Raw genomic sequence first — 16764 nt, forward strand, 5'->3', positions numbered from 1 at the left:
GCGATCCACCCATGACCGACACCATCCTGGAGAACGCCACCCTGGTCCTGCCCGACCGCGTGCAGGCGGGTTGGCTCGCCGTCGCGGAGGGCCGCATCGCCGCGATCGGCGAGGGGCGGGCGCCCGAGCGGGGGCTCGACCTCGGCGGCGACCACCTCATGCCGGGCCTCGTCGAACTGCACACCGACCACCTGGAGACCCACTACGCGCCGCGGCCGGGCGTGCGCTGGCACCCGCTCGGGGCGGTCCTGTCCTACGACGCGCAGATCGCCGCCTCGGGCATCACCACGGTGTTCGATTCCCTGCGCGCCGGCAGCGATCCGGACGGGAGCGGGCTCGGCCCGGAGCTGATGCAGCTCGCCGGCGCCATCGACGCGGCGCGCCAAGCCGGCCTGTGCCGGGCGGAGCACCGCACGCATCTGCGCTGCGAGATCCCCTCCCACGACGTGATCGACATGGTGCGGGACTTCGCGGCGCACTTCACCGTGGACCTGATCTCGCTGATGGATCACACGCCGGGCCAGCGTCAGTTCCGCGACATCGCCAAGTACTACCAATATGCCGGCCGCGGCGGGCGCTCGATGGAGGCCATCCGGGCCGGCACCGAGCGCAAGATCCGGGACGGTCAGGCCCTCAACGCCGTCAACCGGCCGGCCCTGGTGGAGTTCGCCCGGGCGCGGGGCATCGCGCTGGCGAGCCACGACGACACCACCCTCGACGACGTGGCGCTGGCCGGCCGCGAGGGGGTGGCTCTCGCCGAGTTCCCGACCACCGCGGAGGCGGCCGAGGCGGCGCGGGCCTCCGGCATCACCGTCATGATGGGCGCGCCGAACCTCATCCGCGGGGGGTCGCATTCCGGCAACGTCGCGGCCGAGGACCTCGCCCGGGCGGGCCATCTCGACATCCTGTCCTCGGACTACGTGCCGGCGAGCCTGATCATGGCGGCCTTCCTGCTGCCGGAGCGGGTGCCGGGGATCACGCTGCCGCAGGCGATCGCCACCGTCACCACCAATCCCGCCCGCGCGACCGGGCTCGACGACCGCGGCGCCCTCGCGCCGGGCCTGCGGGCGGACCTCGTGCGGGTGCGCGTCGCGGGCGGCGTGCCGGTGGTGCGCCAGGTCTGGCGCGGCGGCGAGCGGGTGGCCTGACGTGGCGGGGGAGGGCGCCCGGCCCGGGGGCTTCGTCCTGATCGTCGGCCCGAGCGGGGCGGGCAAGGACACGCTGATCCGCCTCGCCCGGGCGGCGCTCGCGGACGAGCCGCGCTTCGTCTTCCCGCGCCGCCTCGTGACGCGGCCGCCCTCCGCCCACGAGGACAACGACGAGATCGACGAGGCGGCCTTCGCGGCCGGGGAAGCGGCGGGGCGTTTCGCCCTGTCCTGGCGCGCCCACGGCCTCGGCTACGGGGTGCCGGGCGAGACGCTGCGCCTCGCCGAGGCCGGGCACGTCGTCGCGTGCAACGTCTCGCGCCGGGCGGTGGCCGCGGCGCGGACGCGGCTGCCGCGGGTGAGCGTCGTCGGGATCACCGCCCCGCCCGAGATCCTGGCCCGGCGCCTCGCCGCCCGCGCGCGGGCCGAGGACGGGGACCTCGCGGCCCGCCTCGCCCGGCAGGCGCCGGACCCGGCGGACCTGACCATCGTCAACGACGGGAGCCCGGAGGAGGGCGCGGCGCGGCTGGTCGCGCATCTGCGCTCGCGCTGAAAAGTTCCGCCGCTGCGCCTTGCGCCGATCCATGTGACAGTTTCATGATCTTTCCGCCGGCTCGGACGTTGCCGCCGGTGCGAGGCGACGGCGATGGCCGGGTGCCGCAGAAGGAGCATGAGACCCGCGAATGGACACGCCGCGTGAGACCGAACTGAAGCTCGAATTCGAGGCCTCCGACCTCGCGGCCCTCGACGGGCATCCGCTTCTCGGAGCGGGCGGAGGGGAGACGCGGCTCACCTCGGTGTATTTCGACACGGAGGATCGGCGCCTCCGCGAGGCCGGCTACACCCTGCGAGTGCGCCACGACGGGGCGCGCCACGTCCAGACGGTGAAGTCCGCCGGGACCGGGGCCGGCCTGTTCGACCGCGCGGAATGGGAATGGGAGGTGGCGGGGGCGGAGCCCGACCTGGAGCCGCTCGGCGAGACGCCGGTCGCCGGCCTCCTGGGCCGCAAGTCCGTGCTGCGGCCGCTGTTCTCGGCCACCGTCTCGCGCTCGGTGCGGTCCGTGGAGCACGGCGGGTCGCGGATCGAGGTCGCCCTCGATCGCGGTCGCATCGCCGCCCTCGACGGCGCCTCCGACCGGATCGCGCCGATCAACGAGATCGAGTTCGAGCTGAAGGGCGGCACCTCCGCCGACCTGTTCGGGCTCGCCCGCGACCTCGGGGCGAGCGTGCCCCTGCGGCTCGGCGTGCTCACCAAGGCCGAGCGGGGCTACGCGCTGCTGTCCGGGCGCCTCGACCGCTTCACCAAGGCCGAGCCGGTGCACCTCGACTCCGGCATGAGCGCCGGGGCCGCCTTCCAGGCGATCGCGCAGGCCTGCCTGCGCCACATGCGGCTGAACGAGGCGGTGCTGCTCGCGCGGCGCGACGCCGAGGCGCTGCATCAGCTGCGCGTCTCCCTGCGCCGGTTGCGCTCGGCCTTCTCGCTCTTCGGCGACCTCGTGGAGGATTCCCGCGCGCCCGGCCTGAAGGTGGAGCTGAAGCGGCTGAGCGAGCCCTTCGGCCAAGCGCGCAATCTCGACGTCTTCCTGTCGCACACGCTGCCCCTCGAGCGCGAGCGCCGTCCGGACGAGAGCGGCCTGCTGCGGCTCGAGACGCATCTGGAGGGCGAACGCGACCGGGCCTACGCGGCCGTCGACGCGATCCTGCGCGGGGGGGAGTGGCGCCTGTTCCTCCTCGACCTGATCGCCTGGGTGGATGCCGGACCTTGGCTGGCGCCGGAGGCCCCCCAGGCGGCGCGGCGGGACGCGCCGGCCCGCGCCTTCGCGAGCGAGGAGCTGGAGCGCCGGCGGCGCCAGGTGAAGAAGCGGGGGCGCGGCCTCGACGACCTCGACCCGGAGGCGCGCCACCAGGTCCGCATCGCCGCCAAGAAGCTGCGCTACGGCGCCGAGTTCTTCGGCAGCCTCTACCCCAAGCCGAAGGCGCAGAAGCGCCACAAGACCTTCGTGGCCGCCCTCGCGGCGCTGCAGGATTGCCTGGGCGATCTCAACGACATCGCCACGGCGCACCGGCTCGCCGCCGACCTCTCGCGGGGCGCTCCCGAGGCGGCCGTCTTCGCGGCGGGCCTGACCGCCGCGGACACCGAGGAGCGCACCGCCCGCCTGCTCGCCGCGGCGGCGGAGGCGCACGAGGCGCTGGTCGAGGTGCGGCCCTTCTGGCGCTGAGGCCCGGCGGCGACAAGCTTCGCCGTCCCTTGCGGATGAACGGGACGGCGAGGCCTTGCGGGAGCGCTCCGTTCAGTCCGTCGGGAAGGTGAAGGAGCCCCGGATGCTCTTGCCCGACAGGGAAGCGACGCCGACGCCGCCCCCATGGGCGTTGTAGAGCTGGATCTGCCCGTCCTGCGAGAGCAGGACCGAGGGGGAGAACCCCGCATCCGTGTAGGACAGCGCCCCGCCGAACCGCGACGTGGCGCCGGAGGCCGGCGCGCAGGGGAGGCCGCCGATCGCGGCGCTGTTGCGCGCCGCGGTCACGGGGAAGACGATCGCGAAGGTGACCGTGCAGGTCCGGCCCCGCTTGATGAAGGTCGCGTCGGCCACGGTGAGCGCGAGGCCGGCGCCGCTGGCGTCCGTGGGTCGCCAGGGGGCCGATCCGGGATAGGCGTTGCCCTGGCTGTCCGTGCCCGTGTAGCGGCCGTACACGGTAGCGACCGGGAACGGAGATTGGTTGGTGTTGTAGCGCTCGAAGCTGATCCCGTTCGCGGCGAAGGGCGCCCAGCCCTTGGCGTCCGGTCCCGGATCGACGGTGCCCATGAACACCACGTCGCGGAACACGATGTCGGTCGGGAAGACCCGGTTGCCGGGCGGCGGGCTGATCTTCAGCGGCGTGCCCTTGTTGCCGCCGCGGACGGGATCGTAGGTCACCCGCAGCCGGTTGAACGTGTCCTGTGTCGCCAGGCCGAGCTTGATGCCATAGGCGTCGGCATGCGTGCTGTCCCAGTTGATCGTGATGTTGTCGAAGATGTTCGAGATCACGGCGAAGTTACAGTTCGCCGGGCAGGTGTCATCGCCCACCTGGAGACCGCTTCCGCCGGGACCCGGAACGACGAGCCAGACATCGTGGAAGCGCGAGCCCTCGGTGGCGCCGCCCCAGGGATTGCCCTGCGTCGTCGTGATCACCATGGCGGGCCCGACATGGCCGTGCACGGTCAGGCGGCCGAAATCGCCGTTCATGATGTTGTCGATCTTGATCCCCGTCGCGCAGACGTTGCTGCAATCGATCCCGATACCGGAGAGGTTGATGCCGGCGGCCGGCCCTTGCGCGACGAACGGGACCGCGTCGGCGCGTCCGGTGTACTTGAACGGCAGGGCGAGCGGCGGGGAGGTGCCCGGGCTCGCCTCCTCGTAGGCGCCCGTCACCTGCAGGGTGACGTTGTTGCAGGTGGAGAGGCGGGTGGCCGCGCCGTTGCCGATCACGTGCGACCGCGCGACGAGGTAGGGCTGCCCGCTGCGCGGATACGGGATCGTGATCGGCACGTGGGTGGTGCAAGCCCAGGCGATGGCCCTGTCGAGGGCGTCGTCGATGGTCCGGCCCGGCTCCGCACCCCAGACGCGGACGTCCATGCTCGGCGCGGCCAAGTCGGCGACCCAGCACCCCTTGCGCCCCGCGGGCTGCACCTGCGCGCCGTCATCCGGGGCCGTACAGTTCGCCGGAACCCACGTGTAGTCCATCACGCCGCCATCGCCGGGGCGGGCGAAGCCGTTGCGGCGGACGCTGCTGAACCACGTGGGCGAGGTCTTCAGCGCGGCGGTGTCGTCCACCTGCGGCCGGAGCGCTGCCAGGACGTTGCGCAGGCTGACCCCGTCGAACGGTGAGCCCTGGACGCTGATGTCACCGCCGCCGGAGGGGCGCGCATCGAGCGCCAGGGCCTGGGCGGAGACCAGTGCCAGGAGCGCCGCGACGATCGGACGAAAGCGCATCGGGGTTCTCCGGTTCGGGGCATGGCAGCGGCCGTCGCAGGGCCCCGTGCGGACCGGGGGCCTGCGCTCAGCGTCGGCCCGCCAGGGCGTAGAGCGTGATCGCAGCGGCATTCGACACGTTCAGGCTCTTGATGGCGCCGGGAAAATCGAGCCGGGCCATCACATCGCAGCATTCCCGGGTGCGCTGGCGCAGGCCCTTGCCCTCGGCGCCGAGCACGACCACCAGGGGGCCCGTCGCCGTCACCTCGGCGAGGGGAACGGGTGCCTCGGAATCGAGGCCGACCCGGGTGAAGCCCTGCTCGCCGAAGCCGATCAGGGCCTCGGCGAGGTTCCGGACCGTGATGAAGGGCACGTGCTCCAGGCCGCCGGAGGCGGACTTGGCGAGGACGCCGGTCGCGGCGGGCGAGTGGCGCGCCGTGGTGACGATGGCGGCGACCCCGAAGGCGGCCGCGGTCCGCACGATCGCCCCGACATTGTGCGGGTCGGTGATCTGGTCGAGGGCGAGCAGCACCGCGTCCGGTGGAAGCGTCTCGACCGGCGGCGCCGCGAGGGGATCGGCCTCCAGGTAGAGCCCCTGGTGGACGGCCTCCGGGCCGAGGATGTGGGTGATCTCGCCCGGGCGCACGATCTCGGGCGCAATGCGCAACTCGCCGACCTCCTCGGCGAGCCGGGCCATCGCGTTCTCGGTGGCGAGGAGGCGGTTCGGGTGGCGCTTGGGATTGCGCAGGGCCTCCACCACGGGGTGCCACCCGTAGAGCACGACGGTGTCCTCGTCGGTCCGCGCGTGGCGCCGCTCCGGTCCCTGCCCGCCTCGCCGCGCCCGGGGCGGCGTCCGCTTCATTGCCATGCCGTGGTCTCCCGCCGCCCTGCGGCGCGCCGACACACAGCACGACACCGGTTCCGTCAACCCCATCAATCGGGTTGCCGCGGCCGGCGAACGTCACTATAGGGTCCGACACCGCGAGCGCCCTTCGTCTAGCGGTCTAGGACGTCGCCCTTTCACGGCGAAAACACGGGTTCGAGTCCCGTAGGGCGCGCCAGCAGAATCAGGCGCTTGGCTTGGTCAGAGCGGTCCCACAGCACAATATCATTCCCGGAGCCGGCGCAAGGCGCGTCGCATGACGCGTCCGCATGCAGTCCGCGGCTTGATGCTCCTCGCCCGACCGTGTTGTCTGGGCACCCTCGCGAAGGCCAGCGTGAGGTCGCCGCCCCATGTCGAGTCTTCGCCGGTTCGCCGGGACGATCTACTCCAGGTTCTTCTACTCGCCCCACTGGCGGGTCGGATGGCGGCGAAGAACGGGGCCGGACCTGTGGGAGCGGCAGTCGCTGCGGGGAACGCGGTGGCAGGTGCTTCCCAACCCACCCGGGCGCTTCCTGGCGGATCCGATCGCCATCACGGTCGAGGGGCGCACCGTGCTCTTCATGGAGGATTTCGACCATCACCGGCAGAAGGGTGTCATCTCGGCCATCGAGTTCTCCGAAAGCGGACCCGCGAGCCCGCTCCGCCGCGTGCTGGAGGAGCCTTGGCACCTCTCCTATCCCTTCGTGATGGCGGGGGAGGGGGGCGTATGGATGATCCCCGAGAGTTCGGCGAACCGCGAGGTGGCGCTGTACCGCGCCGATCCGTTCCCGGACCGGTGGGTCCGCGAGGCGACCCTCATCCGCGGCCTCGCGGCCTGCGATGCGACAGTGATCGCGCATGAGGGGCGGCTCTGGCTCCTGGCGACCGTCGAGACCGAGACCAGTTCCTGCGCGGACCTGCATGTGTTCTCCGCCGAACGCCTGTGCGGGCCGTGGCGCGCGCATGCCGGCAATCCCGTGCTGCGCGACCCGCGCGTCGCCCGCTCCGCCGGTCCGATGGTCCGGCGCGGGGGGCGGCTGTGGCGGCCGGTGCAGGATTGCGCGCGCCGCTACGGCGCCGCCGTCGGCCTGACCGAGATCCTGCGCCTCGACGACGGCGGCTACGTGCAGGCGACCCGAGCGGTGATCGGCCCCTGTCGCGCGTGGCCCGGCCGAAGGCTCCACACGCTCAGCCAAGCCGGCCCGTTCGAGTTCATCGACGGTTCGGCGAATGCGGTGCGGTGGCCGGGGTCTCGGCCGCCCGCGTGACGCGCCGCGGGTCCGACGGCTCAGGACCGGCTGAGAACGGCGGTCTTGGCGCGGGCGCGCTGCGCGAGCAAGTTCGCGTAGACGGCGAGCGTGTCCGCCGTCATCCGCTCGCAGGTGAGCCATCCGAGGTTCGTGCGGGCCGCCCGTCGCCAGCGCGCCAAGGTGTTCGGGTCGGAGAGAAGGTGCCGGAGCGCCTGCGCCAGCGCCGCCGGATCCCGGGGGGGAATCAGGAGACCGGCCCGTCCCTGCTCCAGGAGTTCCGGGACGCCGCCGACGCGCGTGCCGACGATCGCGCACCCGGCCTCGCGCGCCTCCAGCATCGCGAGCGGCCAGGATTCCGTATGCGAGGGCAGGACGAACACGTCCGCCCGCCGCAGGACCGCGTGCGGGTCGGCGACGAAGCCTCGCAGGTGGACGCGCTCCCCGCCCTTCGTGCGCTGCTTGAGCCGCGAGAAGACCGCGTGATCCGGTCCCCAGCCCAGCACCGACAGGGAGGCGTGCGGAAACTCGTCGGCGATCCGCCCGAACGCCTCGATGAGGTCGGCGATGCCCTTGTGGCGGTACAATCCCGCGATGGCGACGATCCGGGCGCCCGGGCTCTCCGGCCGTTCGCACCGTGACGAGCGGGACAGCGCCTTCGCCCGCCGGGGCGAATGAAGGATGCCGTGCGGCACGACGCGCAGCTTGCGATCCGGAAACCCCCGCCTGCGGAAGAGCCGTCGACCGTTCTCCGAGAGCACGATCACGCGATCGCCGAGCCGCATGAGGTCGGAGGTTCGCCGCCACTCGTTGTGGATCGTGGTGACCAGACCGTAGGGGCCGAATCCCGCGATCGCTCTGCCGAGCCACATCAGCACGGCGCCGGTCATCATGTGGGCGTGCACGATGTCCGGATCGGCCGACCGAACGACGCCGCGCAACTGCCGAAGATCCGCCAAGAAGCGCGTTCCCTCACGCACGCGCTGGCACAGGTGTATGTGCCGGACGCCGTGGGCTTCGAGCAGTCCGACATGACCGCCGCCCGAGCTCACGAACCGGACATCGTGGCCTGCGCCGGCCTGCATGCAGGCGAGGTCGACGGCGGAATTGGCGATGCCGTTACCGGTGTCGACGACTTCGTTGGCGATGTGAACGATCTTCATCGGTCGTGTTCCCTGGCATGGTGTCGCTTTGGCGTGTTCACCACGGTCACCGGCCGGGGCCGGTCTCAACGCGCTGCCCGGGACGGCAGGCTGACGGACGAATCTTCGCTGATCGCGGCGATGCTTTCCAGGGGTTCGCAGCGGGCGAGACGAGAGGTTCTTCGATTGATCAAAGCAGATGGTGCCTCGGCGGGGCTGCGCGGCGGAGCGCTGCCGCGCCCGGGCGCTGCTGTCCGCGCGCGCGAGAGACCCCGGACGCGGCGTGACGCCGCGCCCGTGGCGGCACGGATCCGGGCCGTCCATGACCGCCCAGCCGTCTCGATCCGGCGCTTAAGGGCTGTGCAGAATGATGAAATTTGCGTCGTCGCCAATCTAGAATTGACGCAAAGGCGCAACGGCGCGCCGTTGACCCTGCGGACGACGGTTCGTTACTCTCGAATTTGAGTTGATCGCTAGGGTTCCGGTGTCCTTCAGGGCGCGTCTGGTCCGAGAGCGGTCGCCGGTGCGGGAGACATCCGCCCGGAGGCACGGCGGGACAAAAACCCGGGAGACCTCACTGGCCAGGGATGGCGAGCGATGGTCGTGCGCAATCCCTTTCAGCGGCGGGAAGGGGATTCGATGGCCGACGATGTCGCGACGGGCCCAGACCGCGGCCCAACCCGGGCCGAGCAGCGTCGATTCGCATGGTCCGCCGGTCCCTCGGTGCCGATCCCTCGACCCGCGCGCTCCGCCGGAACCGGCTCGCGACCGACGTCGCGCCGGGCCGCAGCCCCGCCGCTGATCCCGAACGCCACCCGCCCCGGCCTCGCCGTCGGCAGCAGGGACGGCCGCTGCGGCCGCATCGCGACGTGAGCGACGCCGCGTCCCTCCGATCCACTCCCGTCCTCGACCACCCTCCGGGCCGCCCTCTCCCCCACGGGCCGTCCGACCCCCCGCGTCCGGAGATCGCGCATGTCACGTCGGGCCTGGTTCGCAGAGGTTCGAAACCGCCTCCGCCGGGGCGGAGACACCCTCCTGCTGGTGCTCGGCCTCTCGGCGGGCCTGCTCGCGGCCTCGCCGCTCGACGCCGCGCCGCTGCGTATCGGCGACAGCGACTGGCCGGGCTGGGTGGCGTGGCAGGTCGCCATCGACAAGGCCGGGCTGAAGGAGGCCGCCATCGACGCCACCTTCGCGTGGTTCGACTCCTCCGCACCCACGACCTCGACGAGGCGGTCTACCTCTTCGACAGGATCCTCGTGCTCGAGGCGCATCCGGGCGAGGTGAGCGAACTCATCGAGGTGCTGGTGCCGCGGCCCCGCAGCCCGGATCAGGTGCCGATGCCGGAATTCCGCGCGACGCGGGCGCGCCTCGACGCGCTGATCCATCCCCCCAACGACAGGGCCGCCCGCCGAGGGGGCCGCCGTCGCGGAGGTGAACCGCCTGACCTGCATCGGCGACGAGGTGGAATGACCGTTCTGCGCACGCTCGGGCGCGCCGCGGGTCTCGCGGCACCCTCCCGATCGACACCGCCTTCCGCCCCGCCGGGACGACCCGGCCGCGATGGGGTTCTGGGCGACGGGACGACCCGTCCGATCCTGAAGGAGTAGGGCCATGCCCCGGACAGAGGCGACGATCGCCGAGAACCGGCGACGCTACGAGGCGCTGAAGGAAGCCGCTCAGGGCCACGCGGCCCGCGCGCTGCCGCCGCCCAGCCAACGGGGCGAGGTCCCGATCGATCCCTCCGCGGTGGTCCATCGCGAGATCATCCCGGGCGGCTGGTACTGGACGACCCGGCTCAGGCGCGGCGAGGCGCTGCGCCTCGCCCTCGACCACGGGCCGTCCTGCGTCGCCCTGGTGGCCTGGAACGAAGCGGACACCACCGAGCGCCTGAACATCGCCGACACCGTGAAGGTGCAGTGGAGCGCGGCTCTGTCGAAGGGCCGCGTCCTCTTCTCCGACATGGGGCGGGTGATGCTGTCGCTGGTCGAGGATTCCTGCGCCGCCCACGACGCGCTCGCGGGCGGCTCGAACGCCGCCACCAACGCGGCGCGTTATCCGGGCGGTCCCCACCGCAACACCCGCGACAACCTGGTCCTGGCGGCCGCCAAGCACGGGCTCGACCGTCGCGACGTGCCGGCCTGCCTCTCCGTCTTCGCGCCCGTCCGGGTCGGGCCCGAGGGCCGGCTCGCCTGGAGCACCGCCGGCCGCCGCACGGGCGACTTCGTCGACCTGCGCGCCGAGATGGACCTGATCGTCGCTCTCTCCAATTGCCCGCATCCGCTCGATCCCGCGCCCGACTACGCGCCGAATCCCATCGCGGCGGTCCGCTTCCGCGCCGCGGCGCCGGCGGCGGACGACCTCTGCCGCACCGCCACGATCGAGGCCGTCCGCGGCTTCGAGAACAACGCCGCCGCGGGCCTGTGAGGAGGGGATCATGAGCGTGACCGATCCGAAGGCCGTGCTGCGCGACGAGGTCGTCCCGGCCGAGGCGCCCTGGTCCGGCCTGGTGCGCCGCGGCCAGATCCTCCGCATCACCGACAGCCAGGGCTGCCAGGCCGTCGACACCCTGTTCTACCGCGCCGACGACATGGGCGAGCGCTACTCCGCGCAGGACACGATCCGGGCGCAGGGGGCGGCCTACGTCACCACCGGCACGCCGGTCATGTCCAGCGAGGGCCGGGTGATGCTGACGGTCACCGCCGATACCTGCGGCCGGCACGACACCGCCGCCGGCGCCTGCTCCTGCGAGAGCAACACCGTCCGCTTCGGCCACGCGACCAAGTACCTGCACGCCTGCCGCGAGAACTTCATCCTCGAACTCGCCAAGTACGGCCTGTCGAAGCGCGACATCGTTCCCAACATCAACTTCTTCATGAACGTGCCGATCGAGCAGAACGGCGACCTCGTGATCGCCGATGGGGTCTCGCAGCCCGGCGACTACGTGGAGCTGCGGGCGGAGATGGACGTGATCTGCGTGATCTCGAACTGCCCGCAGATCAACAATCCCTGCAACGGCTTCGACCCGACGCCGATCCGCGTGACCATCCGGGACGGGGCGTGAGGCGATGTTCGCGAAGGTCCTGGTCGCCAATCGCGGCGAGATCGCCCGCCGGGTCGTGCGCACGTTGCGGCGCATGGGGATCGGCTCGGTCGCGGTCTACTCGGATGCCGATCGCTTCACGCCGGGCGTGCGGGAGGCCGACGAGGCCGTCCGCCTCGGCCCGGCCCCGGCCGCCCAGAGCTACCTCGACGAGGAGGCGGTGGTCGCGGCCTGCCGGGCGACCGGCGCGCAGGCGGTGCATCCGGGATACGGGTTCCTGTCCGAGAACGCGGCCTTCGCCGAGCGGCTCGCCGCCGAGGGCATCGCCTTCATCGGTCCGCGGCCCGAGCACCTGCGCGCCTTCGGCCTCAAGCACGAGGCCCGCGCGCTCGCGCAGGCGACCGGCGTGCCGCTCCTGCCGGGCAGCGGCCTCCTGCCCGACCTGCCGGCCGCGCTCGCGGCGGCCGAGGTGATCGGCTACCCGGTCATGCTCAAGAGCACCGCGGGCGGCGGCGGCATCGGCATGCAGCTCTGCGGCTCGGCCGCGGAACTGGCCGAGCGCTTCGCCGCGGTGGAGCGCACGGCGCGGGCGAGCTTCGGGGATGCGCGCGTCTACCTGGAGCGCTTCGTGCCCGCGGCACGCCACGTCGAGGTGCAGATCTTCGGGGACGGGAAGGGGCGCGTGGTGGCGCTCGGCGAGCGCGACTGTTCCCTGCAGCGCCGCAACCAGAAGGTGATCGAGGAGACGCCAGCGCCGGGCCTCCCCGACCCCGTCCGCAGGCGGCTGCATGCAGCAGCCGTGGCGCTCGGCGAGAGCGTCTCCTACGCCTCGGCCGGCACCGTCGAGTTCATCTACGATCCGGTGCGGGAGGATGTCTCCTTCCTGGAGGTCAATACGCGCCTGCAGGTCGAGCACCCGGTCACCGAGGCGGTGTTCGGCATCGACCTCGTCGAGTGGATGATCCGCCAGGCGGCCGGCGAGGACCCAATCGGCGCCGCGGGACCGCTGGTGCCGAAGGGGGCGGCGATCGAGGCGCGCCTCTACGCGGAGATCCCCCATGCCGACTTCGCCCCCAGCGCCGGTCTTCTGACTGAGGTGCATTTTCCCGCCGACATCCGCGTCGACGGCTGGATCGCCACCGGCACCGACGTCACGCCCTTCTACGACCCGATGCTCGCCAAGATCATCGTGGCGGGCCCGGACCGCCCGGCGGCGATTGCAGCCCTGCGGACGGCCCTCGCCGCGACGCGCGTCGCGGGGATCGAGACGAACCTCGGGTACCTGCGGGCCATCGCCGCCTCCGACCTGCTGGCGAGCGGCCAGGTCGCCACCACGGCGCTCCGGGACTTCGCCTTCGCGCCGCGGAGCGTGGCGGTGCTGTCGCCCGGCCCGCAATCGACCCTCCAGGAATTGCCGGGCCGGCTCGGCCTCTGGCCTGTCGGGGTGCCGCCGAGCGGGCCGATGGATCCCCGCTCCTTCGCAGCCGCCAACGCCCTCGTGGGCAATCCCGCCGAGACCTGCGCCCTCGAACTCACCGTGTCGGGCCCGGTGCTGCGCTTCCACGCGGAGGCTCTGGTCGCCCTCGCCGGGGCCGCGATGGCGCTCACGCTCGACGGCGTGCCGCAGCCCCACGGCCGAGCCTTCACGGTCGGCGCCGGCCAGGTTCTGGCGATCGGCACGATCGCCGGGCCGGGGCAGCGGGCCTACCTCGCGGTCCGCGGCGGTTTCGCGGCGCCCGTCATCCTCGGCTCGCGGGCGACCTTCGCGCTCGGGGGCTTCGGCGGCCACGCGACCGGGGCGCTGAAGGCCGGTGACACGCTGCACCTCGCGGACGGGCCGACGGTTCCGGCCACGGCGCCGGAGCCGGCGCCCCTGACCGGCGACTGGGAGATCGGCGTCGTCTACGGCCCGCACGGCGCGCCCGACTTCTTCCAGGACGCCGACATCGCCGACCTGTTCGGCGAACCCTACGAGGTGCATTTCAACTCGGCGCGGACCGGCATCCGGCTGATCGGGCCGACGCCGCGCTGGGCCCGCCGGGACGGCGGCGAGGCGGGCCTGCACCCGTCGAACCTGCACGACAACGCCTACGCGGTCGGCGCCATCGACTTCACCGGGGACATGCCGATCCTGCTCGGTCCCGACGGGCCGAGCCTCGGCGGCTTCGTCTGCCCGGCAGTGGTCGCGCGGGACGAGATCTGGAAGCTCGGCCAGCTCCGGCCTGGCGACACGGTCCGCTTCCGGCCCGAGCCCCGGCCGGACGACCCGGTCGGCGCAGAGATGGTGGCCGCGGCCCCGTCCGTGCGGCGCCCCGTCGCGGAGACCGGCTCCCCCATCCTCGCCCGCGACGACGCCGGGCCGGTGCCGGTGGTCTATCGGCGCCAGGGCGACGACAATCTCCTCGTCGAGTACGGTCCGATGAGCCTCGACATCGGCCTGCGCCTGCGAGTCCATCTTCTTGCCGAGGCGGTTGCCGCGGCGCGCCTCGCCGGCGTGATCGATCTGACCCCCGGCATCCGCTCGCTGCAGATCCACTACGACGGGCGCCGTCTTCCGCGGCGGCGGCTGCTCGACGCCCTGCGCCAGATCGAGGCCGGACTTCCGCCCCTGGAGGACGTCAGCGTGCCGAGCCGGATCGTGCACCTGCCCCTGTCCTGGAACGATCCGCAGGCGGAACTCGCCATGCGCAAGTACCAGGATCTGGTGCGGCCGAACGCGCCGTGGTGTCCCTCGAACATCGAGTTCATCCGCCGCATCAACGGCCTGCCCGACGAGGCGGCGGTGCGGGAGATCGTGTTCGACGCGCAGCACCTCGTGATGGGCCTGGGCGACGTCTATCTCGGGGCGCCGGTGGCGACGCCGGTCGATCCGCGCCACCGGCTCGTCACCACCAAGTACAACCCGGCCCGGACTTGGACGCCTGAGAACGCCGTGGGCATCGGCGGCGCCTACATGTGCATCTACGGCATGGAGGGTCCGGGCGGCTACCAGCTGTTCGGGCGCACCATCCAGGTCTGGAACACGTGGCGGACGACCCGGGACTTCGCGCCGGGCACCCCCTGGCTCCTCAGGCCCTTCGACCGGATCCGATTCTTCCCCGTAAGCGCGGGTGAACTCCTCGAAGCGCGGGAGGCCTTCCCGCACGGCGCCTACCCGATCCGCATCGAGGAGGGCGCCTTCTCGTACGCCGCGCATCGGGCGCTCCTCGCCGCCGAGGCCGCGCCGATCGCCGCGGCCGCGCTCCGGCGGCAGGCGGCCTTCGAGGCGGAGCGCGAGCGCTGGAAGGCGCAGGGCCTCGACAGCTTCGTGGTCGAGGACGGCGGGCCCGCCGAGGCCGGCGCGATCCCGCCCGGCTGCTTCGGCGCGCCGACCAGCGTGCCGGGCAACGTCTGGAAGATCCTAGTCTCCGAGGGCGACGTGGTCGGGGCCGACCAGCCGATCGCGATCCTCGAAGCGATGAAGATGGAGATGACCGTGCGGGCGCCTGCCGCCGGTCGGATCCGCGAGCTGCGCGGGCAGGCCGGCCGCACCCTGCGGGCCGGCGACCTGGTCGCCGTGATCGAGGAGGTCTGAACGATGCTGCCGACGATCCTGGATTTCGCGCGCCTGCGCGGTCTCTACGCCTCCGGCACGCTGCGGCCGGTCGGCCTCGCCGAGGCCCTCGCCGACCGCATCGCGGCCTATCCGGACAAGGCCGTGTTCATCACGACCGTCGCCCGCGACGCCCTGGTGGCGGCGGCGCGGGACCTTGAGACGCGCCACCCCGCGCCGAACAGCCTCCCCCTGTGGGGGATCCCCTTCGCCGTGAAGGACAACATCGACGTGGCGGGCCTGCCCACCACCGCCGCCTGCCCGGCCTTCGCGTACACGCCCGCCGCCGATGCGGCGGTGGTGGCGCGGCTGCGGGCGGCCGGCGCGCTCGTGGTCGGCAAGGCGAATCTCGACCAATTCGCGACCGGCCTCAACGGCACGCGCTCGCCCTACGGCGCCCCGCGCAGCGTCTTCAGCCCGGAGCACATCTCGGGCGGTTCGAGCTCCGGATCGGCGGTGGCGGTGGGCGCGGGGCTCGCGAGCTTCGCCCTGGGCACCGACACTGCCGGCTCCGGCCGCGTGCCGGCCGCCTTCAACAACCTCGTGGGCATCAAGCCGACGCCCGGCCGCCTCCCGACCGACGGTCTCGTGCCGGCCTGCCGCAGCCTCGACTGCGTCTCGGTCTTCGCGGCGACCGTCGCGGACGGGATCGCGGTGCGGCGCGTGGCGGAGGGCGGCGACCCGTCGCGCATGGCCGCGCCCGCCGGGCTGCCTGCCCGCCCGCGGGTCGGCGTGCTCGCCGAGGGCGACCGCGAGTTCTTCGGCGATACCGAGGCTGCCCGCCTCTACGCGCAGGCGGTGGACACTCTCGCGGCGCTCGACGCCGTCGCAATCCCGATCGACTACGCGCCGTTCCGGGAGACGGCGGCGCTCCTGTACGAGGGCCCCTGGGTGGCGGAGCGCCTGGCGCCGATCGAGGATTTCCTTGCCACGCACGGGCCAGATCTCGACCCGAGCGTCCGGGCCATCATCGAATCGGGCCGCCGCTTCAGTGCCGCCGATGCCTTCCGGGGCTTCGCCGCACTCGACGCGCTCAAGCGCCGGATCGCGCCGACATGGGAGAGCGTCGACCACCTGCTGCTCCCGACCGCGCCGACGACGTACACGGTCGCCGCCATGATGGCCGATCCGATCCGGCTCAACAGCCGCCTCGGCCTCTACACGAACTTCACCAATCTCCTCGGCCTGGCGGCGATCGCCGTGCCGGCCGGCTTCCGCGGCGACGGCCTGCCCGCGGGCGTCACCCTGATCGGCCCGGGATCCAGCGACGAGGCCCTGGCGCCCCTCGCGGAGGCCCTGCACGCGGCTCTGGGTGAGGGCCTCGGCCTGGAGCGGACGGCGCGGATCCCCGATCCGGAGCCGGGGCATGGGGCCGACGACGCGATCCCCCTCGCGGTGGTGGGAGCGCACCTGTCGGGGCTGCCGCTGAACCCGGACCTCGTCGCGCTCGGGGCGCGGCTGATGCGGGAGGGCCGAACCGCCCCCGATTACCGGCTCTTCGCGCTCCCGGGCACCCGTCCCCCGAAACCCGGCCTCGTCCGGGATCCGGGCTTCGCGGGCCCGGGCCTCGCCATCGAGGTCTGGGCGCTTTCCCCCGCCTCCTTCGGGCGGTTCGTGGCCGACATCCCGGCACCGCTCGGCATCGGCAAGATCACCCTGGACGACGGCACCCAGGTCCCCGGTTTCCTGTGCGAGGCGCATGGCGTCCTCGGCGCGGAGGAGGTCACCGCCTATGGCGGCTGGCGGTCCTACGTAACGCGCTGATCAGCGGCGGGCGCTGCCGCCG

12 protein-coding genes, 1 tRNA gene and 1 riboswitch are annotated in these 16764 nt (G+C 72.8%); of the genes, 10 read left to right on the forward strand and 3 right to left on the reverse strand.

Annotated elements, in window-relative coordinates; translation table 11 throughout:
• Positions 1–11: 11 nt before the first annotated feature.
• The 3 genes from ACW9J6_RS03055 to ACW9J6_RS03065 all read left to right on the forward strand — a co-directional run bounded on the left by ACW9J6_RS03055 (position 12) and on the right by ACW9J6_RS03065 (position 3364).
• Positions 12–1148 carry an alpha-D-ribose 1-methylphosphonate 5-triphosphate diphosphatase gene (locus tag ACW9J6_RS03055; RefSeq protein WP_457114946.1) on the forward strand — a complete coding sequence of 379 codons (1137 nt, stop codon included), beginning with the start codon at positions 12–14 and terminating at the stop codon, positions 1146–1148.
• A gap of 1 nt (position 1149) precedes the next feature.
• On the forward strand, positions 1150–1698 hold the full coding sequence (phnN, locus tag ACW9J6_RS03060) for a phosphonate metabolism protein/1,5-bisphosphokinase (PRPP-forming) PhnN (RefSeq protein WP_457114947.1): 549 nt from the start codon (positions 1150–1152) through the stop codon (positions 1696–1698).
• 130 nt (positions 1699–1828) lie between these two features.
• Positions 1829–3364 (forward strand): CYTH and CHAD domain-containing protein, encoded by a 1536-nt coding sequence (locus tag ACW9J6_RS03065; protein ID WP_457114948.1) that lies wholly within the window; start codon positions 1829–1831, stop codon positions 3362–3364.
• A gap of 72 nt (positions 3365–3436) precedes the next feature.
• Here ACW9J6_RS03065 and ACW9J6_RS03070 read toward each other — a convergent pair whose 3' ends face one another.
• Positions 3437–5116 (reverse strand): hypothetical protein, encoded by a 1680-nt coding sequence (locus tag ACW9J6_RS03070; RefSeq protein WP_457114949.1) that lies wholly within the window; start codon positions 5114–5116, stop codon positions 3437–3439.
• Positions 5117–5183: 67 nt separating this feature from the next.
• Positions 5184–5963 carry a TrmH family RNA methyltransferase gene (locus ACW9J6_RS03075; protein ID WP_457114950.1) on the reverse strand — a complete coding sequence of 260 codons (780 nt, stop codon included), beginning with the start codon at positions 5961–5963 and terminating at the stop codon, positions 5184–5186.
• Between the two features lie 117 nt (positions 5964–6080).
• On the opposite strand from ACW9J6_RS03075, the gene ACW9J6_RS03080 reads away from it, so the two are divergent.
• Together ACW9J6_RS03080 and ACW9J6_RS03085 are read left to right on the forward strand one after the other, a co-directional pair.
• A tRNA-Glu gene (locus tag ACW9J6_RS03080) sits at positions 6081–6156 on the forward strand.
• Between the two features lie 172 nt (positions 6157–6328).
• Entirely contained in the window at positions 6329–7225 is an 897-nt protein-coding gene (locus ACW9J6_RS03085) for a glucosamine inositolphosphorylceramide transferase family protein (protein ID WP_457114951.1), read from the forward strand.
• Positions 7226–7245: 20 nt separating this feature from the next.
• On the opposite strand, the gene ACW9J6_RS03090 is transcribed toward ACW9J6_RS03085, so the two are convergent.
• Positions 7246–8670, reverse strand: coding sequence for a glycosyltransferase family 4 protein (locus ACW9J6_RS03090; RefSeq protein ID WP_457114952.1), 1425 nt, complete (start codon positions 8668–8670; stop codon positions 7246–7248).
• Positions 8671–8808: 138 nt separating this feature from the next.
• A riboswitch (guanidine-I (ykkC/yxkD leader) is annotated at positions 8809–8919 on the forward strand.
• Between the two features lie 399 nt (positions 8920–9318).
• On the opposite strand from ACW9J6_RS03090, the gene ACW9J6_RS03095 reads away from it, so the two are divergent.
• The 5 genes from ACW9J6_RS03095 (at position 9319) to atzF (ending at position 16742) form a co-directional block, all read left to right on the forward strand.
• A complete protein-coding gene (locus ACW9J6_RS03095; protein WP_457114953.1) occupies positions 9319–9630 on the forward strand; it encodes a hypothetical protein in 312 nt (103 codons plus the stop codon).
• Between the two features lie 327 nt (positions 9631–9957).
• The gene (locus ACW9J6_RS03100; protein ID WP_457114954.1) at positions 9958–10770 is read left to right on the forward strand and encodes an urea amidolyase associated protein UAAP1; all 813 of its coding nucleotides are present in this window, start codon (positions 9958–9960) and stop codon (positions 10768–10770) included.
• A 10-nt stretch (positions 10771–10780) separates the two neighbouring features.
• A complete protein-coding gene (locus ACW9J6_RS03105) occupies positions 10781–11407 on the forward strand; it encodes an urea amidolyase associated protein UAAP2 (protein ID WP_457114955.1) in 627 nt (208 codons plus the stop codon).
• 4 nt (positions 11408–11411) lie between these two features.
• Positions 11412–14960 (forward strand): urea carboxylase, encoded by a 3549-nt coding sequence (gene uca, locus ACW9J6_RS03110; protein ID WP_457114956.1) that lies wholly within the window; start codon positions 11412–11414, stop codon positions 14958–14960.
• A 3-nt stretch (positions 14961–14963) separates the two neighbouring features.
• Positions 14964–16742, forward strand: a complete 1779-nt coding sequence (atzF, locus tag ACW9J6_RS03115; protein WP_457114957.1) for an allophanate hydrolase — start codon at positions 14964–14966, stop codon at positions 16740–16742.
• Positions 16743–16764 lie beyond the last annotated feature (22 nt).

The sequence above is a fragment of the Methylobacterium sp. JK268 genome (assembly GCF_054052225.1).

Bases quoted from the DNA above. Each gene is read 5' to 3' on its own strand.
- ACW9J6_RS03100 (WP_457114954.1), top strand. From the start codon at position 9,958: ATGCCCCGGACAGAGGCGACGATCGCCGAGAACCGGCGACGCTACGAG.
- ACW9J6_RS03075 (WP_457114950.1), bottom strand. From the start codon at position 5,963: ATGGCAATGAAGCGGACGCCGCCCCGGGCGCGGCGAGGCGGGCAGGGA.
- ACW9J6_RS03070 (WP_457114949.1), bottom strand. From the start codon at position 5,116: ATGCGCTTTCGTCCGATCGTCGCGGCGCTCCTGGCACTGGTCTCCGCC.
- ACW9J6_RS03085 (WP_457114951.1), top strand. From the start codon at position 6,329: ATGTCGAGTCTTCGCCGGTTCGCCGGGACGATCTACTCCAGGTTCTTC.
- ACW9J6_RS03095 (WP_457114953.1), top strand. From the start codon at position 9,319: ATGTCACGTCGGGCCTGGTTCGCAGAGGTTCGAAACCGCCTCCGCCGG.
- ACW9J6_RS03105 (WP_457114955.1), top strand. From the start codon at position 10,781: ATGAGCGTGACCGATCCGAAGGCCGTGCTGCGCGACGAGGTCGTCCCG.
- atzF (WP_457114957.1), top strand. From the start codon at position 14,964: ATGCTGCCGACGATCCTGGATTTCGCGCGCCTGCGCGGTCTCTACGCC.
- ACW9J6_RS03055 (WP_457114946.1), top strand. From the start codon at position 12: ATGACCGACACCATCCTGGAGAACGCCACCCTGGTCCTGCCCGACCGC.
- ACW9J6_RS03065 (WP_457114948.1), top strand. From the start codon at position 1,829: ATGGACACGCCGCGTGAGACCGAACTGAAGCTCGAATTCGAGGCCTCC.
- uca (WP_457114956.1), top strand. From the start codon at position 11,412: ATGTTCGCGAAGGTCCTGGTCGCCAATCGCGGCGAGATCGCCCGCCGG.
- ACW9J6_RS03090 (WP_457114952.1), bottom strand. From the start codon at position 8,670: ATGGACGGCCCGGATCCGTGCCGCCACGGGCGCGGCGTCACGCCGCGT.